At 46.3% G+C, this 22422-nt stretch carries 19 protein-coding genes and 1 tRNA gene; 12 read left to right on the forward strand and 8 right to left on the reverse strand.

The genetic code is table 11. The features are described from left to right. From rsmA to L870_RS0110350, 6 genes are all read right to left on the reverse strand, one after another. Window positions 1-855: a 16S rRNA (adenine(1518)-N(6)/adenine(1519)-N(6))-dimethyltransferase RsmA gene (gene rsmA, locus L870_RS0110325; protein WP_028518081.1), complete on the reverse strand. Its 855-nt coding sequence runs from the start codon at window positions 853-855 to the stop codon at window positions 1-3. 12 nt (window positions 856-867) lie between these two features. Further along, the gene (locus tag L870_RS0110330) at window positions 868-1131 is read right to left on the reverse strand and encodes a hypothetical protein (protein ID WP_028518082.1); all 264 of its coding nucleotides are present in this window, start codon (window positions 1129-1131) and stop codon (window positions 868-870) included. A 113-nt stretch (window positions 1132-1244) separates the two neighbouring features. Continuing rightward, window positions 1245-2834, reverse strand: coding sequence for an NAD(P)/FAD-dependent oxidoreductase (locus L870_RS0110335; RefSeq protein ID WP_028518083.1), 1590 nt, complete (start codon window positions 2832-2834; stop codon window positions 1245-1247). Continuing rightward, the gene (locus tag L870_RS0110340) at window positions 2831-4078 is read right to left on the reverse strand and encodes an aminoacetone oxidase family FAD-binding enzyme (protein ID WP_037271998.1); all 1248 of its coding nucleotides are present in this window, start codon (window positions 4076-4078) and stop codon (window positions 2831-2833) included. The genes L870_RS0110335 and L870_RS0110340 overlap by 4 nt, the downstream gene beginning before the upstream one ends. Before the next feature lie 5 nt (window positions 4079-4083). Beyond that, window positions 4084-4956: a metallophosphoesterase gene (locus tag L870_RS0110345; protein ID WP_028518085.1), complete on the reverse strand. Its 873-nt coding sequence runs from the start codon at window positions 4954-4956 to the stop codon at window positions 4084-4086. Next, window positions 4956-5852: a mechanosensitive ion channel family protein gene (locus tag L870_RS0110350; protein WP_080676417.1), complete on the reverse strand. Its 897-nt coding sequence runs from the start codon at window positions 5850-5852 to the stop codon at window positions 4956-4958. Before L870_RS0110350 ends, L870_RS0110345 begins: the two co-directional genes overlap by 1 nt. Window positions 5853-6069: 217 nt before the next feature. Here L870_RS0110350 and L870_RS0110355 point away from each other — a divergent pair. Together L870_RS0110355 and L870_RS0110360 are read left to right on the forward strand one after the other, a co-directional pair. Continuing rightward, window positions 6070-6143: transfer RNA gene (locus tag L870_RS0110355), tRNA-Arg, on the forward strand. Between the two features lie 136 nt (window positions 6144-6279). After that, entirely contained in the window at window positions 6280-7071 is a 792-nt protein-coding gene (locus L870_RS0110360) for an NUDIX hydrolase (protein ID WP_242836502.1), read from the forward strand. Window positions 7072-7340: 269 nt separating this feature from the next. Here the strand turns inward: L870_RS0110360 and L870_RS0110365 are convergent, their stop codons facing one another. Together L870_RS0110365 and L870_RS0110370 are read right to left on the reverse strand one after the other, a co-directional pair. Further along, window positions 7341-8018, reverse strand: a complete 678-nt coding sequence (locus L870_RS0110365) for a hypothetical protein (RefSeq protein WP_028518088.1) — start codon at window positions 8016-8018, stop codon at window positions 7341-7343. A gap of 173 nt (window positions 8019-8191) precedes the next feature. Then, window positions 8192-10900 carry a glycoside hydrolase family 9 protein gene (locus L870_RS0110370; RefSeq protein ID WP_037272002.1) on the reverse strand — a complete coding sequence of 903 codons (2709 nt, stop codon included), beginning with the start codon at window positions 10898-10900 and terminating at the stop codon, window positions 8192-8194. A gap of 293 nt (window positions 10901-11193) precedes the next feature. On the opposite strand from L870_RS0110370, the gene L870_RS0110375 reads away from it, so the two are divergent. The 10 genes from L870_RS0110375 to pta all read left to right on the forward strand — a co-directional run bounded on the left by L870_RS0110375 (window position 11194) and on the right by pta (window position 22392). Then, window positions 11194-11784 carry a guanylate kinase gene (locus L870_RS0110375; RefSeq protein ID WP_028518090.1) on the forward strand — a complete coding sequence of 197 codons (591 nt, stop codon included), beginning with the start codon at window positions 11194-11196 and terminating at the stop codon, window positions 11782-11784. Between the two features lie 37 nt (window positions 11785-11821). Next, window positions 11822-13351, forward strand: coding sequence for a polysaccharide biosynthesis protein (locus L870_RS17280; protein ID WP_037272005.1), 1530 nt, complete (start codon window positions 11822-11824; stop codon window positions 13349-13351). A 514-nt stretch (window positions 13352-13865) separates the two neighbouring features. Then, window positions 13866-14804 carry a peptidase associated/transthyretin-like domain-containing protein gene (locus L870_RS0110385; protein ID WP_028518091.1) on the forward strand — a complete coding sequence of 313 codons (939 nt, stop codon included), beginning with the start codon at window positions 13866-13868 and terminating at the stop codon, window positions 14802-14804. After that, on the forward strand, window positions 14794-16638 hold the full coding sequence (locus tag L870_RS0110390; RefSeq protein WP_028518092.1) for a DUF4430 domain-containing protein: 1845 nt from the start codon (window positions 14794-14796) through the stop codon (window positions 16636-16638). The genes L870_RS0110385 and L870_RS0110390 overlap by 11 nt, the downstream gene beginning before the upstream one ends. Further along, window positions 16635-17513: an energy-coupling factor transporter transmembrane component T gene (locus tag L870_RS0110395; RefSeq protein ID WP_028518093.1), complete on the forward strand. Its 879-nt coding sequence runs from the start codon at window positions 16635-16637 to the stop codon at window positions 17511-17513. Before L870_RS0110390 ends, L870_RS0110395 begins: the two co-directional genes overlap by 4 nt. Then, window positions 17486-19138 (forward strand): ABC transporter ATP-binding protein, encoded by a 1653-nt coding sequence (locus L870_RS17285; protein WP_037272008.1) that lies wholly within the window; start codon window positions 17486-17488, stop codon window positions 19136-19138. Before L870_RS0110395 ends, L870_RS17285 begins: the two co-directional genes overlap by 28 nt. Beyond that, a complete protein-coding gene (locus L870_RS0110405; RefSeq protein ID WP_028518496.1) occupies window positions 19119-19805 on the forward strand; it encodes an ECF transporter S component in 687 nt (228 codons plus the stop codon). Before L870_RS17285 ends, L870_RS0110405 begins: the two co-directional genes overlap by 20 nt. A 257-nt stretch (window positions 19806-20062) precedes the next feature. Further along, a complete protein-coding gene (locus tag L870_RS0110410) occupies window positions 20063-20542 on the forward strand; it encodes a peptidoglycan-binding domain-containing protein (protein WP_028518094.1) in 480 nt (159 codons plus the stop codon). Window positions 20543-20768: 226 nt separating this feature from the next. Then, window positions 20769-21026: a hypothetical protein gene (locus tag L870_RS0110415; RefSeq protein WP_028518095.1), complete on the forward strand. Its 258-nt coding sequence runs from the start codon at window positions 20769-20771 to the stop codon at window positions 21024-21026. A 349-nt stretch (window positions 21027-21375) separates the two neighbouring features. Further along, window positions 21376-22392, forward strand: coding sequence for a phosphate acetyltransferase (pta, locus tag L870_RS0110420; RefSeq protein ID WP_028518096.1), 1017 nt, complete (start codon window positions 21376-21378; stop codon window positions 22390-22392). The last annotated feature ends 30 nt before the right edge of the window (window positions 22393-22422 follow it).

A 22422-nucleotide genomic window follows, 5' to 3' on the forward strand; every position in this document is an offset into this window, starting at 1 on the left:
TCAGTCCTTCATCAGCCTTGCAGAAAAGTCGATGAGCTGTTCCATATCAAGCTGCTCAATACGTGCGGTTTCGGAAAGTCCCATATCCTTCAGTGAAGCATAAACCTTATCCTTTGGTATGCCCATTATGGACGCAAGTGAATTGGCAAGGGTCTTTCTGCGCTGTTCAAAGCCTGCCTTTACCACCTTGAAGAAAAATCGCTCGCTTTCTTCGTCAAGGCGGTGCTCGCTGTTAAGGTCTATCCTTATTACAGCCGAGTCAACATTTGGTGCAGGCATAAAGCTGCCGCGGGAAACGTCAAAGAGCTTCTTAACTTCGCCGTAGTAGTTTACACCCACTGTTATAGCTCCTGCGTCACGGCTGCCTACCTTTGCGCAAAGACGCTGTGCGGCTTCCTTCTGTACCATTACCGTTATGGACTCTATAGGCAGCCTGTTTTCAAGGAGCATCATAATAATAGGCGATGTGATATAGTACGGAAGATTTGCACACACAGCCACTTTAAGTCCGTCGAACTCCTCTTTTATGAGCTTGTGCAGGTCGCACTTCATTACGTCCTCGTTGATTATCTTCACGTTGTCAAATTCTTCAAGGGTCTCAGCCAATATGGGCAGCAGACGAGTGTCTATCTCAACTGCTGTCACCTTATCCGCACGCTTTGCAAGCTCTGCCGTGAGAACGCCTATACCCGTGCCTATCTCAAGAACTCCGAAGCCCTCGCAGGCATTGCCGTTTTCTGCTATTTTAGGACAGATATCGGGATTTATGATAAAGTTCTGTCCCAGTCCCTTTGAGAAGCTGAACCCGTGACGGGAAAGTATCTCCTTGACTGTGCCGATGTTAGTTAAATTCATTCGATATGCTCCTTAAACCTTGTGCCTTTCCTTTTCGGAAAACTCCTTCTGCTTAGCATCATTGAGCTTCTCCATTGTATTTACCAGATAGTCGGCAGAACGGTACGCTCTCTGAAAATCCATGTCCTTAAAATGGACCTTCAGATCTACATATTCTCCGTCTATGGTAATATCAAGCTCACCTATCTGTCTGCCGACATATTTCTGTCCTACATACTTTATGTACTCGTCTATCTCGCGTCTGTCCATTTCTCCGCCGATAACATTGATCTTCATAACTAAGCCTCCGTTTCGATTTTAAATTATAATTCTATACGCGAAACACCGAAGTCGGCGTCCCGCTGTTTTTGCATATTTTATCGCGGACGACCAATGGTCGTCCCTACAGTTTAACTGTTCAGGGCTTCAATAACTGCTTCAGCACACTTCATGCCGTCAACTGCTGCCGAAACTATACCGCCTGCATAGCCTGCTCCCTCACCGCAGGGATAGAATCCTTTCAGCGATACGGATTGCAGGTCGTCGCCTCTGTTTATCCTTACAGGTGAGCTGCTCCTGCTCTCTATGCCCGTAAGGAGAGTGTCATTATCATCAAAGCCCTTTATCTTCTTGCCCATTTCCTTTATGCCAAGTCTCAGGGACTCGCACACATAGTCGGGAAGATATTCCTCGGGAGCTGCAAATCTTATATCGGGACGATACGAGGGCTTGACTCTGCCAAGCTTTTCGCTGACTCGCCCTTCCATGAAATCACCGAGGACTGCCACAGGTGCATGATAATCGCTGCCACCTGCAATGAAAGCCTTTTCTTCAAGCTCACGCTGGAAATACATTCCTGCAAGAGGGTGATCGCTGCCGTAGTCATCGGTATTTATATTTACAAGCAATGCGCTGTTGGAGTTCTCTGCGTCACGGGAGAAGTAGCTCATTCCGTTGACCGCAAGTCTGCCTTTCTCAGATGAAGCTGCAACAACGTGTCCTCCGGGGCACATACAGAAGGTATACAGTGTACGTCCGTTGGGGAGATGTACCGCAAGCTTGTAATCGGCGGCTTTAAGTGCAGAGTGTCCTGCAAAATCTCCGTACATTGCTCTGTCAATGTCTTTTCTGAGATGCTCCGCACGAACTCCCACAGAGAAATTCTTCTGTGAAAGAGTTATTTTTTCATTATAGAGCAGTTCAAATACGTCCCTTGCACTGTGACCTGTGGCAAGTATCAGGCTCTGTGTTTCAAGACTATGCTCCTGACCGTTCTGTACGTATCTGACTGCGGAAAGGCTGCCGTTTTCAGCTTCAAATCCGCAGAATTTTGTGTTAAATCTGACTTCTCCGCCCAGAGATATGACTCTCTCACGGAGAGACTTTACAGCTCCGCGGAGCTTGTCCGTGCCGATATGTGGCTTCGCAAGATAGAGTATCTCATCGGGCGCACCGAATTCCACAAGCCTTTCCAGTATCCAGCCGATACGTCTGTCTTTTATGCCTGTGGTCAGCTTGCCGTCGGAAAAAGTACCTGCTCCGCCCTCGCCGAACTGCACGTTGCATTCGGGGTCAAGCTTTCCGCCGCTCTGAAATTCCTCAACCGCCTTTACACGGGAGTCCACATCGCCGCCTCTTTCGAGGACTATGGGCTTTGCTCCTGCCATTGCAAGTACAAGTGCAGCGAACATTCCCGCAGGTCCGAAGCCTACCACTACAGGGCGATAAGACGGATTATTCAGCTTGGGTACTCTGTAGTCTGTCTTTTCGGCTTTTGAAGCATTTTTCAGAGTTTTCAGCAGCTTTTCCTCGCCCTTTGCATCTATGTCAAGGGAAATAAGGAAATGAACATCGGACTTCTTTCGTGCGTCCACCGACTTTTTCGCAAGCTTTACACTGATTATCCTGTCACGGTTTATATGCAGTTTTTTCTCACATATCCCTGCAAGGTCGCTGAGGTCGGTATCAAGTGACACTCTTATGCCGCCTGCTCTTATCATAGTGACGCTCCTCTCAGCGACTCCGCACAGTTTCGTCCTGCGAATATTCCCGATGACCATGCCCATTGCAGATTATAGCCTCCGCAGTCACCGTCGATATCAAGTATCTCTCCGCAGAGAAAGATACCCTTTTCGCTTCTCAGCTGCAATCTGTCATCAACGCACTCGCCGCTGATGCCGCCTGATGTTACCTGTGCGTCCTTCCACGGGGCACTTCCAAGAATGTCAAAATCCATGTTCTTTATGAGCTGAGCTATCTTTCTGAGGTCAGTATCAGTAAGTGAAGCTATCTTGTCCGTGAGGGGCTTGCCCAAAGCTCTTTTGGTTATGTATGCCGCAAGATTACGCTGGAAAAGTCCTGTGAGCAGCTCGTCCGTGGTATGCTTTCCGCGCTGAAAGTGTATGATGCGGAGATAGCCCATGAGCTGTTCATTTTCCATATCTGCCGCAAGATCGAGCCTGAGTGTGAGCTTGCCATCGAACCTTGAAATAAGATGAGCCATATTAAATACGCAAATTCCCGAAAGCGAATTCTCGGTAAACTGTATCTCGCCCGTTTCGTCCTTGAGAAAACGTCCTCCCGAATAGGCTGTAACTCTGCCCTTTGCACGGACTCCTTTAAGTCCTTTCAGAAGCTCGGGACGTACTCTCAGAGGTGCTACGGCAGGGCATATCTTTGTGGTATGGCAGCCCTTGCTGCGGAGAAGCCTTATAACACTTCCGTCGGTTCCGAACTGCGGTGCAGCATAGCCTCCTGCCGCAACTATTATGCGTCTGCACGGATACTTCTCACCTGAAGCAGTAGATATCCTGAAGTAGTTGTCACCGCTCTCTATGAAATTGGCTTCAAAGCCGCATCTTTCGATGACACCAAGCTCCTCTGCCCTCATTCTCAGTGCATTGAGCACAGTTGCCGCATTATTGCTGCGAGGATATATCCTGCCCTTGGAATCGGCTGTACAGAGCACTCCGAGACTGCCGAAAAACTCCTTTGCCGAGGGAGTTGCCTGCATTATCCTCTTTGCGTTCCTGACGCTGCCGTGATAATGTCCTTCGCTGAGGTCGGTATTACTGAGATTGCAGCGTCCGTTGCCTGTTGCAAGCAGCTTCTTGCCTACTCTGTCAAGCTTTTCAAGTATGACTACCTTTGCATTCGGCATTATGGTCTTTGCTTCTATTGCTGCTGCAAGTCCCGAAGCACCGCCTCCGATTATAGCTATATCTGTGATTTTTTCCTTGCTCATACTTTTCACCTCTTTGGTTCAACGTCTAATATGACTATTTCGGGACGATTGTAAAATCTCACAGGTACGGGATATACTCCTACTCCCGATGTTATGAACATTTTCCCCCCGTCATAATCAAAAAAGCCTTTATCGTATATTTCAAGCTCCTTATCCGAGAGCTTTGGAAGCCATGTTTTTGTTTCCGTATGGTAAAGCGGTCCTATAAACGGAAGCTGTACCATATCGCCGTGAGTGTCCGCACATATTGTAAGATCTGCTCCGAAGGCTGCAAATTTCTCGTAGTTCGGTATATGTGCAAGCAGAAGATTGAAGCAGTCAGGATCATTTGAAAACTCATTTCTCAGGTCAAATGTGGGACTGTAATAAACATTGTCTATGCCCATGATCTGAACACGATTGCCGTTTACGCCGATGTATTCGCTTTCATACTCCAATACATCAGCACCAACAGCTTCAAGTTCCTTTATATACTCCGAATCGGTATCGTGCTCGCCTGTGACTGCATAGACAGGATATCCCGCAGTGGTGAATTTCTCAGCAAGCTCCACAGGTATTTTCATAAGCTCGCTGTCGCTTTCACTTGTGTACATATCACCGAGAAAAAGTATCGCATCAGGCTTTTCCTTATCAACGTTTTCAAATATCTTCTGATTTTTTATGCCATGTTTGGTGGCGTGAAGGTCACCTATTATGGCGAAACGCATTTTACTGCTGACCTTTGAGGACTCCATGCTGACGTTATTTACAGCAAGTGTATAATTATTGAACCACCATATAATAAACAATATCACTATCCACAGCCATATATGTGACTTTTTCTTTTTTGTCTCTTTCTTAGGTACTTCGCTCTGTTTTGCCTCTTTTTTTCCGCTCATTAAACCTTATCCTTTATGTGTATATCTAACTGATCAAACGGTATCTCTATGCCGTTTTCTTCAAATGCAGCCTTGACTGCTTCTGTCATACTGTAGCTCTCTTCAAGGAAGTTACTGTTATTCACCCACACAAGTACCGCTACAGATACCGAGCTATTGTTATGTGAGCTCATTCTCACTATTGGGGCAGGCTCTTTCAGTATCAGCTTTTCATTTGCGATAACATCAAGTATCACCTGCCGAGCCTTTTCAAAGTCAGAGCTGTAGCTGATATCAAAGCTCAGATCTATACGTCTCGTCGGAGTTTCGGTATAATTCACTATCTTTGCATCGGTCACCTTGCCGTTTGGTATGAACACGGTCTTTCCGTCAAAGGTAAGCATTTTCGTATAGAATATACCTATGTCACGAACTGTTCCAACAGAACTGTCAAGCTCTATTATATCTCCAGTTGTAAACGGCTTGGTAAACAAGATAATAAATCCGCCGCACAGATTTGAAAGACAGCTTTGCAGCGCAAGGCTGATAGCAAGTCCTGCTGCACCGAGTATGGTTATTATTGAGGACATAGGCACCTTTAGTACGGACAATGCCATGATGATAACTGCGATATACAGTATTATTTTTATCAGCGACACAAGAAAGCTTTTTGCTGCACCGTTTACATTTGACTTTGATACAGCCTTTTCCACTATCTTTGCTATGAGCTTTGAGATAAGTATGCCCAGAACAAGTATAAGCATTGCAACAATTATCAAAGGCAGTGCCTTTTTCAGATAGGCTGCCGCTTCAGCGAAAAATCCCGATGTCTTTTCAACTGATTCCTGTATCGTCCCTATAACTTCATTTGTTGCAGCTTCGGTAACTGATTCTCCCATAGTTGTCTGCTCTGTCATTTTATCATCTCCGTAAAGAGCAGAGCTCTGTTTTGCAGAGCTGCTTTAATATTATTAATGTATACTTATAATTATTATAACAGATTTTGCTAAAAACGTCAATATAAAAGCCATTGTCAAAATGCTCAAATCCGCAGCATATTTAAGTAAAAATATAAAATTATTTTCCAGAGCTTGCAATGAGCGGAAATATGTGATAAAATAATATACATAATGTGTCCCAATAGCTCAGTAGGATAGAGCGACTGCCTCCTAAGCAGTAGGCCGGAGGTTCGACTCCTCTTTGGGACGCTGAAAAGCTCCTCGCTGAAAAACGGGGAGCTGTTTTTTATTATTCACGAAAAATGACTTGACATTTTTCACTCATGGGTATATAATGTAAACCGCTGAAACATTAATGCAAGCTAATGCTGAGATGGAGATAATTATGGAAGATGTTGAAATTTTTCTGAGCAGACTGGCTACTATGGAAAAGCTCTATGCCGAGACTGCAAAAAAACTTGATGATCCCGATATAAACGACAAGTTCACACTGGCCGGAGCTATTGCAAAAATAGGTTCACCAGCTTCATATAAGGTCTATGTGTCAAACGAAAATACGGAAAACAAAGCCGTTGACGAGATAAAAGCGGTATTCGCAGAGGCTGCCGAGGAAAATCCCGAAATAAAGGTTGAATTCATAGTTGATGAATTTCTCAACCTCATCGACGATAAGGCAAGGATAACTGCCGACAGCAAACCGCGTACACTTGTTCACAGAGACGGTGATCTCCACCCGACTGTACATATATGGATGATAAAACGCCGTGACGGAGGCATCTTTGCACTTCTGCAAAAACGTGCCCACGAAAAGGATATCCACCCGGATTGCTATGACGTTTCGGCAGCAGGTCATGTTACACAGGGTGAGGAATTCCGTCATACTGCTCTGAAAGAAGTCCATGAAGAGCTTGGTCTCGATATCAACCGCAGCCAGCTTGAATTCATAGGACTGAAAAAAGCTGAATACTCAAACGGCAGTATTCACGATAACGAGCTTGTAGCTGTATACATATGCCGCGAGCCTATCGAGATAGAAGAGCTCACATTACAGTCCTCAGAGGTCTCGGAGGTAGGCTGGGCTGAAATAGACGAGCTTCTCTCGGTAATGAAATACGAAGATATCCCGAACTGCATCTCCCTCAAGGAGCTGGATATGATAAAAAAAGCTGTATTCTGATTAATCTTCGTTAAAAAATGATATAAGGGACGCCTTCTCTTGCAAGGCGTCCCTGTATTTAATGCTGCGGACTGCCAAATAAGCAGTGCTCCAAATCTTTGATTTGGTCAGCAATGCTATATGCAGAGCTGGCAGCCCCTACACATCGTATCTTGTTGTTTATATCGTGAGGTGCGGACGACCAATGGTCGTCCCTACTACTCACTACTTACTAATTTCTAAGTGCTAAAAAATAAGGCTTCCAGATCAATTGGAAGCCTTTCTTTGTATTATTCCGCTGTAGCAGCTCCGCCGCCTTCTACAGGTGCAGCAGCTCCGCCGCCTGTTGCTCCGCCGCCCTCTACAGGTGCAGCAGTTTCGCCGCCTGTTGCTCCGCCGCCTTCTACAGGTGTCTGAGTTTCGCCGCCGGTGCCTGTACCGCCGCCTTCTACAGGTGTTTGAGTTTCACCGCCTGTGCCTGTACCGCCGCCTGTATATCCGCCGGTGCCGCCGTTAGGTGTGCTCGTGATAGATGAACCGCCGCCTGTGTATCCTCCTACAGCAGATGTTGTTGTAGTCTGGAATGTAGGTGTGAAATAATTCTCACCGGGTGTTCCGCCTGAAGGTATCTTCTGTCCTGTATAGAACCCCGAACCCTGAGTTACCTTAGGAATATCAGTTCCTGTAGTTCTGCGGGCAGTAGTGGTTTTAGTCTTTGTAGTGGTCGCAACCACGATATCGTTATTTGAAGTTGATACTGCTGTGGAAGCAACTGTTGTTACCGTAGTATCATTTTTGTAGATGCTTTCGCGTCCGAATGCAGATATTACCTTTTCCGAAGGTGTTATTGGAAACATAACGAAGAAAAAGAGTATAGCTGCTGAAAGTGCAATGAAACAGCCACAAGATATGAGAGTTATCTTTGTGGATTTTTTCAGATTACTGAAAATTCCGTTTCCTTTACTCATGTACAAAACACGCTCCTATTTAATAAATATAGAATATTATACTACGTATTTCAGAAAAAGTCAAGCCTGAGTTTGTCTGCGTTTGTGATAGCAAAATGAAAATTCAGCTATTTACAAGGCTTTTTTCGCATATCGGGAAAAAATTACCGCAGCAGAACCGCTGCGGCTTGATTTTATTTACTGTTCTTTTTCAGCTTTGCCATTTTATAAACGAAAAGCTCCAGTGAGATAAGACCGACAACTGCTGCACCGCAGAGAAGTGCTAACTTGCCCAGACCGCCTGACTTATCGTCTTTTTCCTTCTTTGTGTCACTGCTGTCTGCTTTATCAGTCTTTGCTGCTGTAGTGTCAGACTTTGATTTTTTGGTAGTTGCCTCAGTCTCCTTCTCTTTCTCGGGCTTTTTGCCGTTGCTGTGGTGACTTATGGCAATACCCTCGTCGCTTGCTTCCTGAGCAGTAAAGGCTGTAAGCCATGCAAGTGAAGCGTTCCAGTTGATAGTACACTCATTTACAGACCATGCCTCGATGTTGTCAAGATAGCACTTCTGAGGCGGTATCTCGCCTTTCTTCCAGCCTGAACCCTGTACCCACGGATCCTGCATACCCGAGTTCGGTCCGCCGCACATTACGCCATTGGGTGCTTTCGGGAATGTATCGTCTATCTGCTTTGCCCAGAAACGGTGGTGAGGGTACTCTATAGCGTGTGAGCCGTAGCCTGTAACATAGGAGTAGTCCATAGCATTTCTGCCCAGGAGATAATCCATGCCGCCTATAGCTCCGTCAAGATACTGATCCTCGTCAGTGAGGAGATACGCATAGGACATAACAATGGCATTATCCGCAACGAATGAATTAGAGCCCCATATATAACCCTTATCGCTGTCGTTGTAGCTGAGTGTGCTTTGACCGTAGGGCAGTCCGTAGCCCTGATTTTCCTCAAGTGCGATATACTCGTCTGCAGCAGCGATTATAGCTTCCTTAACTATCTCAGCGTCGCCCTTGTCAAAATTCTCGGAATTGAGTGCTGTGCTGAGAGTTGCCAGCGCACCTGTGTTGCCCCAGTCGAAGCTTCCCACAGTATCAACGCTTTCTCCGCCGCCAAGCGACTTCGGTACACTGAGGAAGAATTTATTCTCTGCTGCGTCATCGTAATAGTCCTCATTGCCTGTTGTGATGAAAAGTTCAAGAGCTGCCCAGCAGAACTCGTCCTCAACATCATCGTCGCCGTAAGCTCCGCCGCCTACAGATTCGTCAAGAGGTGCATACATAGCAGGGTGCTTCTTTGCGGCTGCATATGCATTTTCCGCAGCTTCGAGGCACTCGTCGGCAAAATCCTTGTCGTAGTCCTTCCAGAGTCTTGCAGCCTGTGCGGCACAAGCAGCAAGATTAAGTGTAGCCGCTGTTGTAGGAGGCTTTACGATACGCTTCATATCATCATCGGCAGGAGCGATGCCAAGAGCTGTCCACTTCTCATCGTGAGCCTTGTGGTAAGCCATATCCTTGTATTCGCCCTTGTCCACTATCATTTTCAGCATCCATTCCATTTCCCAGCGGGCCTCGTCGAGAAGGTCGGGAGTACCGTTGTTGTTTTCGGGAATGAGCATAGTACCGTCGGCATAAGCCTTTTCAAAGCCGTATTTCAGTGCTGTTTCGTACTGGTTCTGCATGAGCCAGAGTGAGAAACCGCCGTTTACTACGTACTTGCCGTGGTCGCCTGCATCGTACCAGCCGCCTGTAACGTCGATAGAGCCGCTGCTTCCGCTGTAGCCCCATGTCTGCTCTATCTCAGCCATATCCTTCGGGTGACCTGCTGCACGTGCAAGCTCTGCGGTATCCCCTGACGAAATGAAGTCGCTCTCTATCTCGATGCCGCTGCGATTCTGATAGAAGTAGTTCAGAGAGTCGTAAAGCAGTGAGGAATAGTCCTCTGAGCCATCTATCTTGAATTCATGGCTTTTATTGCCGTCCTCGTCCTCGATGTAATATGTACCTGTCTTTTTGAAGTCAGAAAAATCAATGATATGTACCTCATCGTCGGAGTCGCTGTCGTGTCCGAATGGCACTGATTTTCCCTCGTATACTTTTTTGTCTGAGTCGTCTTTGATAGTGAAAGCAACAGGCTTATCCGAATCGCTGAGGAGAGTTGCCCTCTTGGCTCTGTCCTTGAAGTAGCCAACCTGATTTGTGAGTATGCTTGCACGTTCATACTTCACATTCTCGGGATAATCGTTCTCATCGCTTGTAAGGTCGATAAGGGACATATTATCAAACTTTATCTTTGTGCCCACAGGGAAGCAGTCACCGTTGGTGTACTGTCCGTCGCCGCCTAAATGGAATGCCCACTCTGCAACGTCAAGGGACTTATCGGCAGTAAATGTTAATTCCACTTTTTTTGTCTCGTTCTTGCCTATCTGTATGCAGTCCCATGTAGAATTGAAATCCGGACCGTTATCAGCCATCATGTTGTGCCATATCTCAACATCGCCGTCAAGGTTGCCTATCTTGGTGTAGTATTTTCCGCTCTCCGATGGAGTTATCTCATAGGACACCTTATACTTGTGTCCTGACACTATCTTCAGTCCTCTGTGTCTGAACTGGCAGTCCCAGCGATCCTCACCGCCTCGTGAAGCTCCGCCGGGGTTAACTATCTCAACTGTATAAACTCCGTTGTCTATCTCAAAGTCCATTTCTCCGGGGGCTGACTCCACTATATGCCACGGGAGTCCCACACCATCCTCAAAATCTGTCTGTCCAAGCTGCTGTCCTGCATTTGCGGTAAAAGGAATAAGCTCTGTCCCCGCCTGAAGGAAAGAGCTGCCTGCTATAACAGCTGCTGCCATTGCCGAAAATGCCCTGTAAGTCAGTTTTTTTCTTTTTTTCATTCATAAACCTCCGTTCATGTTTCCGTTTTCCAAATAATACTTTAATACTTTTTTTACCCGATGTAAAGCCATGAAACGGAAAATTTACAAATTCGCCTTTTAAAACAGTACATTTGCCCAGAAAAAACATCGTTGTCGATGAGATTTCGTTTATTTAGCCTATTTGTGATTATTCCAACAAAAAAGCGCAAATTTTGAACATCAGTCTACTTGATTTATTCCGTATATTATGATATAATTGAATATCGTGGAGTAATCTGCAAAAAAAATGATTTTATTTTCGGAGCTTGGAAATGAACCACATTTTTTATATCATGGGTAAAAGCTCATCGGGAAAGGATACGTTTTTCAGACGCGCTGTTTCCGAGCTGGGTCTTACCCCGATAGTCCTGTACACTACCCGTCCCATAAGAGACAACGAAAAGGACGGAAGAGAATACCATTTTGTCAGCAGGGACACCTTCGATGATATGATGAAAAACGGCAAAGTCATCGAAGAGCGCACTTATGATACCGTCTATGGCAAATGGACTTATTTCACAGCAGCTGACAGCATATCTCTCAGCAGCGGAAGCTGTATAGGCATCGGCACTCTTGAATCATACTTAAAAATAAAAGAGCATTTTTGCGGCGATACTGTCATACCGCTGTACATTGAGGTAAGGGACGACATAAGGCTCATTCGTGCCATTGAGCGCGAGCGCACACAGTCCGCACCGAAATATACAGAGCTATGCCGACGCTTTATTGCCGACAGCAGGGACTTTTCGGAAGAAAAACTGATTGAGGCAGGTATCACTTTCAGATTTGACAACAGCGGCGATGAAGAAGAATGCTTTTCGGAAATAAAAAGATATATAAATGATAAAGACGTTTTGAAGTAATTTCCCGCAAATGAAGCGGAGTTTTGGGAGGTTTATTGTGGAATCGAAAGTAAAAATCAGCGACAGCGCAAAAAGAACCCTGATAATCGGCGGTGGTTCTGCTTGCAAAATGCTCCTCAGGGAGATATTCAATGCTCAGAAATCCCCATACACAGGTGATAAGTATTCCGCACAGTTCAATCCACTGTGCATAATCGACAACGATCCTGCTAAGCTGGGTACCGATGTTCTCGGTGTAAAGATCGTAGGACGTTCGGAAGAAATACCTCGTTTCGTAAAGGAATACGATATCGAACAGCTTATCCTTGCCATACCTTCTCTTACATCTGATGAACGCAAGGGCATTATTGATATATGCAATGATACAAAGCTTCCACTGAAGATAGTTCCCTTTATCGGAACTCTTATCCTCGATGATTCCGCTACTTTGCTCGGACAGGTCCGTGATATCAAGGTAGAGGAGCTTCTCGGACGCGATCCTATCAAATTCGACAACAAGGACATAAAGGCTTTCATCAACGGCAAGATATGTATGGTAACAGGCGGCGGCGGAAGCATTGGCTCGGAGCTTGTACGTCAGATAGCAAAATATCACCCACAGCAGATAATCATTGTTGATATATACGAAAACAACGCTTATGAGATACAGCAGGAGCTCGTTATGGAATACGGCAGCGACCTTAACCTCGTTACCCTCATAGCTTCTGTACGTGATTATTACCGTATAAATCAGATATTTGAAAGATACAAGCCTCAGATAGTTTTCCATGCAGCTGCTCACAAGCACGTTCCTCTCATGGAAGTTTCTCCTATGGAGGCTATAAAGAACAACGTTGTAGGTACATTTAACGTAGCTACACTTGCTCAGTTCCACAATGCAGAGAAATTTGTCATGATATCCACCGATAAGGCTGTTAATCCTACAAATGCTATGGGTGCTTCAAAGAGATGCTGCGAAATGATAGTACAGTACCTCTCTCAGCAGCATGAGGGCAAGACCGAATTCGTTACAACACGTTTCGGCAACGTTCTCGGCTCAAACGGCTCTGTTATCCCGCTTTTCAAGAAGCAGATCGAGCAGGGCAAGCCCGTAACGGTCACACATGAGGATATCATACGCTACTTTATGACTATACCCGAGGCTGTAAGCCTTGTTATGGAGGCTGCTGCCATTGCTCACGGCGGCGAGATATTCGTACTTGACATGGGACAGCCTGTAAAGATAGTTACACTTGCCGAAAACCTCATTCGTATGTACGGAAAAGTACCTTATAAAGATGTACCTATCGTGTTTACAGGTCTCAGACCCGGCGAAAAGATAAAGGAAGAGCTTCTCATGAACGAGGAGGGTCTGAAAAAGACTTCAAACAAGCTCATCTTCATCGGCAAGCAGATAGATATCGACGAGGAATGCTTCGCTGCAAGTCTTAAAAAGCTCCGCGACGCTGCACTCAAGAACGATGAGGCTATCGCTATAAAGGCTCTTCACAAAATGGTGCCTACATTCATCACTCCCGAGGAATTCAATACCAAAGAGCTCCATATGCTTGAAGAATGTACGGAATAAACGTCATCATAACACCGCAGTTTAACAGCTGCGGTGTGTTTTATATCAGGCAGGGGAAAACAAGTTGTTAGCCCTTAGCCTATAGGGACGCGCAGTGCGCGTCCGCAAACATGCACATCAATCCGGCACGGACGACCATTGGTCGTCACTACAAATTGTTATCTATAATTCTTGAGTTATTCATTATTTTGTTTGCATATATAACAAATATAAAAAACTTTCAGTATTATACCTTTTATCTTTGCTTGACAGTGTTAAAGTCAAGTGCTATAATTACGTTATAAATGAATATTTTGCAGTCCGAAGCTGAGGGAAGCACGGTGAAATCCCGTCGCAGCAGTCACTGCCGTACAGTCGGATCGCTCGTCGGACATTGCAGGTATTTACCGTTTTTGGACAATGAAAAACGTATGCCGCCTTTTCTTCGCTGTGATGCGAAACTGCCCAGCTGCGCTTTTCTGCCCTGCGGAAAGGCTTTTTTGTTGCCCTATTAAATTTAAAGGAGTCGGTCTATATGAAAAAATCAATCGCTATGGCAGCTTCTCTGCTCATATCCTTCTCTGCTATCGGCATGACAGCAGGTGCAGAAGATGTAACAACAGTATATGTTACTATCTCTGACAATAACAGCAAGCTCGTTCTTACAGAAGAGCCTATTGAAGTCACAGATATCGACAGTGACGGCAAGCTCACTATCAATGACGCACTCTATATCGCTCACGAAAAATTCTATGAGGGCGGTGCAGCAGCTGGCTATAAGTCATCTGTAACTCAGTGGGGTCTCGGTCTCGACAAGCTCTGGGGAGTAGAGAACGGCGGCAGCTACGGCTATTATGTAAACCATAACATGGCTTCTGGATTAGCTGATATCGTGGCAAACGGCGCAATGATAGACGCTTACACATTCCCTGATCCGAAAAATCTTGATTATCACTACAGCTTCTTCAGCCTCAGAAACAATGCTGATCAGAATGCAGGCTATGAACTGGAGAACAGCCTTTCTTACGTTGATTTCGATGAGAACTGGGCACCTGTCAACAAGCCCATTGCAGGCGCAAAGATAACTGTAAACGGCAAGGATACAGGCGTAGTTACTGACGAAAACGGCGGTTTCAAGGTCACTCTTACAGAACCGGGCAAAAATGTTGTAAGCGCTGTTTCGGATACAGTAAACATCGCTCCCCCTTCATTTGTTGTAAATATCAACGGTGAGGCTGCATCAACTACTACAACTTCAACAACTACTACTGAAACTACTACAACTACCGTAACAACTACTACAGAAACAACAGCAAAAACTACTGCAAAGACAACTGCTAAAACTACAGCAAAGGCAACTACTGCAAAGAACAACTCGCCAAAGACAGGCGATAAAGGTGCAGGCGTAACTGTTTTCGCTCTCGGTGCAGCTGCCACAGTTGCTTTCGCTTTAAGACGCAAAGATGAGGAATAAGATACTTTCGGGTATCCTGTGCTCTGTCATCACTTTGATGCTTGCTCTCAGTCTTGTTCCGTTAAAGGCTGAATGTTACGAATATACCGCCGATGATGTTGATTCCGTCATCGGCGGTATCGTTGATTATAAGCTAAGACAGACAGGCTCGGGCAGCGTACAGGAATGGCTGCGCGGTGAAGCAGCAGAGGGTGCAGGCAGGACTTCCGACTGGTACGCTATCGCACTGAGTCAGGACGGATATACCGATCTTTCGGCGTATGAAAGCTCCCTGAGAAGCTATCTTGCAAATAATAACGTTGCTTCGGCAACCTCCCGTGAAAAGTACGCACTTGCTCTGTGTGCGGCAGGAAGCTCAGACAGCTACATCTCCGATATACTTGACAGCTCCATAGGCGAACAGGGCATGATGAGCTGGATATACGGACTTCATGTGCTCAATAACGGCTACACCTGCCATAACTTCACCGCCGACTCTGTGGTTGACACTATCCTTTCCATGCAGTACGATGACGGCGGCTGGGCTCTTTTCGGCAGCTACGGTGATATAGACGTTACGGCTATGACAGTTCAGGCTCTTGCTCCAAGCTGCGGCAGGAGCGATGTCTCGGAGGCTGTAGACAGGGCTCTTGACTTCATGTCACGCCGTCAGGAGAACAACGGCGGTTATCAGAGCTTCGGAACTCCCAATCCCGAAAGTGCAGCTCAAGTGCTTACTGCACTGTCGGCTTTGGGGATAGATTGCAGGTACGATGACAGGTTCATTAAGGACGGAAATAACGTCATAGACGGAATAACGGCTTATCAGCTGGGTGACGGAAGCTTCTGTCACGCTATGGGCGGAGAGTCCAACGAGACAGCAACAGTACAGGCACTATACTCCCTTATCTCGTTCAAGAGAATGACCGAGGGACGCTCTCCCCTGCTTGTGCTTGACAATTGCAGTCTCCACAGGCAGACTCAGCCCGATACTCACGAAGATAACCACAGCGACGGACATGGGGACAGCAGCGATAACAGTACAGATAAGCCCAATAACAATGCTCAGACTACTTCTGCAAAAAGCGGCAATTCTGCAAAGACTACTGCTCATACCACAGCTGCAAATGGTACGACATCAAAGACCGTAACGAAAGCTTCTGCGACTTCGGTAACTGTAGTTACAACTACTGTAACGGTCAAGGCTTCACACACTCAGATCACTGTAACGACTATTGCTCCGAGCACGGACAAGCATGGCAGCTATAAGCCCACTGTCATACTCATAATCCTTGTGGCAGCTGCGGTGATAGCTCTTATACTTTTTATCACAGGCAAGCGCAATTACAAGAACTTTATCTTCCTTGCAATCGTCGCAGGAGCTGCTGTTGTAATAGTCCTTGTTACGGATATATCCTCGCCCGAGGAATACTACAGCGGTGAGAAGAAGCACAAGGAAAATGCTGTCGGCACTGTCACTATGGAAATAAACTGCGGCACTATAGCAGGCAGGGCTGAACATATCCCCGAGGACGGAGTTATTCTTGCTCCTACAGCCTTTGACATTGAGGCAGGTGATACTGTATTCGATATCCTTACGGAAGCTGCTCAAACCTACGGCATACAGGTGGAGAATACAGGCAGCTCTGGCGGTTCACACGGCATGGTCTATATCGCGGGCATAAACTATATCTACGAATTCGACTTTGGCGACCTGTCAGGCTGGGTGTACCACGTAAACGGCATCACTCCCTCTCGCAACTGCGGTGAATATGTCCTCAGTGATGGCGATAAGATACAGTGGCTGTACACCTGCGAGCTTGGTCACGACCTTGATGAGGTATACGAAAAATGAGGAAATTCTCTGAATACAATCCCATAGTCGTTGCTGTATGGTTTTTCAGCGTTACGGGAGTCGCAATGTTCTGCAACTATCCCATACTTATGGCTATATCCCTTGTGGGAGCGGTTCTCTTCTTCACAGTCAGGAACGGTCTTTCCCACGGCAGGGAGCATCTTTTCTTCTGGGTGCTCTTTGCCGTGCTGGCTCTTGCAAATCCGCTTATTTCACACAACGGAAAGACTGTGCTGTTCGTTATGAACCATAATCCCGTAACTCTTGAAGCTCTGCTTTACGGCGTGAATTCGGCAGCTATGATAATCGGAGTACTGTACTGGTTCAGGTCGTTCACTCAGATAATGACAAGCGAGAAGCTGCTGTATCTCACAGGAGCGCTATCGCCGAAGCTGTCTCTGGTACTTTCAATGGCACTCAGATTCGTTCCCCTGTTCGGAAGACAGTCCGAGAAGATAAACAACGCTCAGACCGCTATGGGACTTTACAAGGACGACAACATCATTGACGATATAAAAGGGCGTTCGAGAGTTTTCTCGGTCATGGTCACATGGGCACTTGAAAACGGCATAATTACTGCCGACAGCATGGAGGCAAGAGGCTTCGGCACAGGCAGACGCACTCAGCTGAGGCACTTCGGCTTCCGTGCGGGTGATATAGTCCTGCTCATCGTAACGCTGCTGCTTCTCGGAGTTACCGCAGCGGCTGTGGGTACGGACTCGCTCAGCATCGACTTTTATCCCGAAATAAATATAAAAGCTCCCGATATCCTCGGCATATCCGGTATACTCTCATACGGCGCACTTATACTGCTGCCCCTTATCATCGAAACGGAGGTCAGATTAAAATGGAAATACTTGCGGTCAACGATCTGACCTTTACTTACCCGCTGTGCAGCTCTCCTGCCCTCAATAATATAAGTTTTCACCTTAACAGCGGCGAATTCACTGTACTCTGCGGAGCTACGGGCAGCGGCAAGTCCACTCTGCTGCGTACGCTGAAACGTGAGCTTACTCCTCTCGGAGATGTCAGCGGAAAAGTTATTTTCTGCGGAAAGGAATTATCTGCCCTCGATGGCAGGACTTCCACAGCGTCCATAGGCTTTGTGATGCAGCGTCCCGAACAGCAGATAGTCACGGATAAGGTGTGGCACGAGCTTGCCTTCGGACTGGAAAATCTGGGCGTAAAGTCCGATGAGATATACCGACGCATTGCGGAAATGGCAAGCTATTTCGGTATCGGGGACTGGTTCGACAGAGATACTGCGGAGCTTTCGGGCGGTCAGAAGCAGCTCCTCAATCTTGCTTCCGTACTCGTTATGCAGCCGCAGCTCCTTATCCTCGATGAACCTACTGCACAGCTTGACCCAATTGCCGCTGCGGACTTCATCGCTACACTGAAACGTCTCAATCAGGACTTCGGTCTTACTATAATCATGGCTGAACATCGCCTCGAGGACGTTGTCCCCATATGTGACAGGCTCATTGTTATGGAAAATGGCAGTCTCATCGCTGACTCTCCTCCCTCAGATGCCGTAAATACACTGAAAAGCCGTCCCGATATCCTCTGCGGTATGCCTGCGGCTTCGCGCCTGTACGCGAAGCTCAGCGGCAGCGAAAGCTGTCCGCTGACAGTCCGCGAGGGCAGGTCTTTCATCGAAAGCAATTACGGGAATACTACTCGCGGATTTGCGCAGGCATCATACGTGCATTCGGACACAGCTGCACTTGAATTCAGGGACGTTTATTTCCGCTACACACGTGACGGCAGGGACATTCTTGACGGCCTAAGCTTCAAGGTGTACAGCGGTGAGATATTCTGTATACTGGGCGGCAACGGTTCGGGAAAGACTACGGCTCTGTCCGCAGCAGCAGGACTTCTCAGAGCATACAGCGGCAGGATAACAGTGCTCGGCAAAAAGCTTAAGGACTACAAGAACCGCTCACTGTACAGGGAATGCCTTGCTATGCTGCCTCAGGACGTTCAGACCGTGTTCCTGAAAAATACTGTCCGCGAGGAACTGGAAGAATGCGGCGCGGAGCTGTCTAAACTGCCATATGATATCTCTCATCTTCTTGACAAACACCCCTATGACCTTTCAGGCGGCGAGCAGCAGCTTGCTGCACTGGCTAAAGTCCTTGCCGCAAAGCCGAAGATACTTCTCCTTGACGAGCCTACAAAGGGTCTGGACGCTGCCGCAAAGCTGAATATGATATCAGTCATGCAGTCACTGAAAGAAAAAGGCGCGACCATTGTAACTGTCACTCATGATGTAGAGCTCGCTGCTGTATGCGCTGACAGGTGCGCCATGTTCTTCGGAGGGAAGATAGTTTCAATAGGTACGCCAAAGGAGTTTTTCTCGCAGAGCAACTTCTACACAACGGCTGTAAGCAGAATGACCCGCGGTTACTTCGACAATATCATCACCGTGGACGATGCTGCCGAAATATGCCGTATCAACGGCAGAAAGGAGTTTTACGATGCTCCTGATAAAAAATAAAAGTCTCAGGGACTTCATAAGGTTCGCCGTACCATTGATCGCAGTTCCTGTTATTACAATTGCGGGAGCTGTCGCCTTTGACGAGAAAAAACACATCATCATATCCCTTGCAGTTGCAGTATCGGCACTTCTCCTCTTCGCGGCAGGCTTTGAGAAAAAGTCCACGGGAACGCGCCGAATGGTAATAGTTGCGGTAATGGCGGCACTTTGCTTCGCAGGACGCTTTATACCCTTTCTTAAACCCATAGCTGCACTGACTATAATCACTGCCCTGTATCTGGGCGGTGAAGCAGGCTTCCTCGTTGGTTCGCTGACGGCTATACTCTCGAATTTCTACTTCGGACAGGGTCCGTGGACTGCCTTTCAGATGCTTGCATGGGGACTAATCGGCTTCTTCGCAGGACTCCTTGCTGATAAGCTCCTAAAAAGCCGTGCGCTCCTGCTCATATACGGTGCTGCGGCAGGTCTTGCTTACTCCTTCATCATGGATATATGGACTGTCCTGTGGTACAATCAGGGCTTCGATGTTAAGCTCTACCTTGCGGCACTTGTGACTGCTATCCCCTATACTGCGTCATATGCAGTGTCAAATGTGCTGTTCCTGTATCTCCTTGCCAAGCCCTTCGGCGAGAAGCTGCAGCGAATAAAGGTGAAATACGGAGTGTAAGCTTTTAGTGATTAGTGGTTAGTGCATAGTGATTAGTGGAGGTGGTGCCTTTGGCAGTCCGAACCTTACGCTACAAACAACAAGATACGATGTGTAGCGGCGGATATTATCCGCCACTACTTAGTTCTTAGATCTTAGAGCTATATTACAATTATTGCTGTTTTTTACAATAATTATTGACAATTAGCAAAATGTGATGTATAATTCTTTGCATAAGGTGTTCACACCTTAAATATTTAACAAAGGAAGTAATACAAATGAAGAAAATCGTCAAAAAAATCTCAGCATTCGCAATGGCATTCACTATTCTCGGCACAGGTACATTCATTACAAAAGCATTCTCACCTGACTCTGACACAACCTTAGTTGCAATGGCAGCAGATATTAACTGGGACGTCTGGAATTACACTATGCCTGACTCTGATGACTGTATAGGCTATGGAAGCAGAGGCGATAAAGTAAAGTGGATACAGGCTGCATTAAACTATATTTCTGAATTTAACTGGTACTTGGGAGAGCCTTTGAAGGTTGACGGCATATACGGTTCAAAGACTAAACAGCGAGTTAAGGACCTTCAGAACTATGTAAACGATGTATATAAAAAATATAAAAAAGAAGGAAGAATAAAACTTTTAGAAGAAGCAGGAATAGAACTTTTAGCAGTTGACGGAATATTTGGTCCCAAGACTTTTCATGCAGCAGGTTTATGTTTAGATGGCTGTGATGATTGTCACTGATCTTCCGATACATATCTATAAAAGAAAGCTCTCCATAACGGGGAGCTTTTCTATTTTCCGTTTTTACAGTCTGATGGACTTCCCCACCGAGTATACACTGCTTTCTTAATCAATACTTATATTACATTTATTGCTGTTTTAAGTTACAAATATTGACATTCATAATAATATAGTATATAATTAAAATAAGGTTTACCTTAAATATTTAATAAAGGAAGTAATACAAATGAAGAAAATCGTCAAAAAAATCTCAGCAATTGCAATGGCATTCACTATTCTCGGCACAGGTACAGCTATAACAAAATACGTATCACCAAAGTCAGACAATACACTCATAGCACACGCTGAATGCAGAAACTGTCACAATATATTAACCTGTTGGTTTACTTACACTACAAAAACCGGTTCAGGTAATTCATATTTATACACAGTACACTGCGGTTCTTGCAGAAGAGCTCTTTATTCTTATTGGTGGTTCAGCTAATAACACTTAAACCTTTCCCTGAACGGAAAGGTTTTTTTGCAGCGTGACGCCGCCCCTACAGCGCAGAGCCTGCGCCCCCTTGCTCGTCCGCATATCATCAAAAGGGCAGTCGCTTCTCGACGCGGGAAGTATTATCGGGATTAACGGGCGAGCGAAACTCGCCCCTACACATGGTATCTTGTTATTTACATCGTAAGGGATATACGGGAGCCCGAGGGCGACTCCCCTACAATCTACTTTCTACTCTCTACTAATCATTAACAACTAACCTCTAATAACTGATTGACTTTACGGGGCAACTGTGATATAATAGTAAGGTAAAATTTAAATCCAATGGAGGTATCCTAAAATGGGAATGTTTGACAAGCTTATAGCAAACCTTAAATCCAGCAAGAAAACTATTGTCTTCACTGAGGGAAGCGATCCGCGTATCCTCTCAGCAGCTGACAGACTTATCAAGGAAAACCTTATGGGCGTTATCCTCTGCGGCAACGCTCAGGAAGTAAAGGCTGCTGCTAAGAACGGCGGCTTCAATATCGACGGTGCAGAGATAGTTGACCCTGCTACATATCCTGAAATGGACGCTCTCGTTGCTCAGATGTTCGAGCTCAGAAAGGGCAAGATGACAGAGGACGAGTGCCGCGCAGCTCTGGCTAAGTCCAACTACTTCGGTACTATGCTCGTTAAGGCCGGAAAGGCAGACGCTCTCCTCGGCGGTGCTACATATTCTACAGCTGATACAGTTAGACCTGCTCTCCAGATCATCAAGACAAAGAAGGGTTCTAACCTGGTAAGCTCTTCATTCATTCTCTTCCGTGAAAAGGACGGCAAGGAAGAAAAGATAGCTATGGGCGACTGCGCTATCAACCTCAGCTATGAGGACACAGTTGACAAGGAAGGCAATGTAGTTCTCACAGGTGCAAGAAAGCTTGCTGAGGTAGCTGTTGAGACTGCAAAGACAGCTGATTTCTTCGGCATTGATCCTAAGGTTGCTGTTCTCAGCTTCTCTACATACGGCTCAGGCAAGGGCGGCACAGTTCAGCTCAGCCACGATGCTGTTATCGAAGCAAGAAAGATAAACCCTGACCTCGTTATCGACGGTGAGTTCCAGTTCGACGCTGCTGTTTCAGCAGAGGTCGCTAAGACAAAGTGCCCTGACTCAAAGGTTGCAGGACAGGCTAATACTTTCATCTTCCCACTTATCGAGGCTGGTAACATCGGTTACAAGATAGCTCAGAGACTCGGCGGCTATGAGGCTTACGGTCCTATCCTTCAGGGACTTAACGCTCCTATCAACGACCTTTCAAGAGGCTGCAACGCTGACGAAGTTTACAAAATGGCTATCATCACAGCTGGTATGGCTTAAGCGCAGAGCCTGCGCCCCCTATCTCCGCGT

The organism is Ruminococcus flavefaciens ATCC 19208, assembly GCF_000518765.1.
GTDB classification, from domain to species: Bacteria; Bacillota; Clostridia; order Oscillospirales; family Ruminococcaceae; genus Ruminococcus; species Ruminococcus flavefaciens.

Bases quoted from the DNA above. Each gene is read 5' to 3' on its own strand.
- rsmA (WP_028518081.1), bottom strand. From the start codon at position 855: ATGAATTTAACTAACATCGGCACAGTCAAGGAGATACTTTCCCGTCAC.
- L870_RS0110330 (WP_028518082.1), bottom strand. From the start codon at position 1,131: ATGAAGATCAATGTTATCGGCGGAGAAATGGACAGACGCGAGATAGAC.
- L870_RS0110335 (WP_028518083.1), bottom strand. From the start codon at position 2,834: ATGATAAGAGCAGGCGGCATAAGAGTGTCACTTGATACCGACCTCAGC.
- L870_RS0110340 (WP_037271998.1), bottom strand. From the start codon at position 4,078: ATGAGCAAGGAAAAAATCACAGATATAGCTATAATCGGAGGCGGTGCT.
- L870_RS0110345 (WP_028518085.1), bottom strand. From the start codon at position 4,956: ATGAGCGGAAAAAAAGAGGCAAAACAGAGCGAAGTACCTAAGAAAGAG.
- L870_RS0110350 (WP_080676417.1), bottom strand. From the start codon at position 5,852: ATGACAGAGCAGACAACTATGGGAGAATCAGTTACCGAAGCTGCAACA.
- L870_RS0110360 (WP_242836502.1), top strand. From the start codon at position 6,280: ATGGAAGATGTTGAAATTTTTCTGAGCAGACTGGCTACTATGGAAAAG.
- L870_RS0110365 (WP_028518088.1), bottom strand. From the start codon at position 8,018: ATGAGTAAAGGAAACGGAATTTTCAGTAATCTGAAAAAATCCACAAAG.
- L870_RS0110370 (WP_037272002.1), bottom strand. From the start codon at position 10,900: ATGAAAAAAAGAAAAAAACTGACTTACAGGGCATTTTCGGCAATGGCA.
- L870_RS0110375 (WP_028518090.1), top strand. From the start codon at position 11,194: ATGAACCACATTTTTTATATCATGGGTAAAAGCTCATCGGGAAAGGAT.
- L870_RS0110385 (WP_028518091.1), top strand. From the start codon at position 13,866: ATGAAAAAATCAATCGCTATGGCAGCTTCTCTGCTCATATCCTTCTCT.
- L870_RS0110390 (WP_028518092.1), top strand. From the start codon at position 14,794: ATGAGGAATAAGATACTTTCGGGTATCCTGTGCTCTGTCATCACTTTG.
- L870_RS0110395 (WP_028518093.1), top strand. From the start codon at position 16,635: ATGAGGAAATTCTCTGAATACAATCCCATAGTCGTTGCTGTATGGTTT.
- L870_RS17285 (WP_037272008.1), top strand. From the start codon at position 17,486: ATGGAAATACTTGCGGTCAACGATCTGACCTTTACTTACCCGCTGTGC.
- L870_RS0110405 (WP_028518496.1), top strand. From the start codon at position 19,119: ATGCTCCTGATAAAAAATAAAAGTCTCAGGGACTTCATAAGGTTCGCC.
- L870_RS0110410 (WP_028518094.1), top strand. From the start codon at position 20,063: ATGAAGAAAATCGTCAAAAAAATCTCAGCATTCGCAATGGCATTCACT.
- L870_RS0110415 (WP_028518095.1), top strand. From the start codon at position 20,769: ATGAAGAAAATCGTCAAAAAAATCTCAGCAATTGCAATGGCATTCACT.
- pta (WP_028518096.1), top strand. From the start codon at position 21,376: ATGGGAATGTTTGACAAGCTTATAGCAAACCTTAAATCCAGCAAGAAA.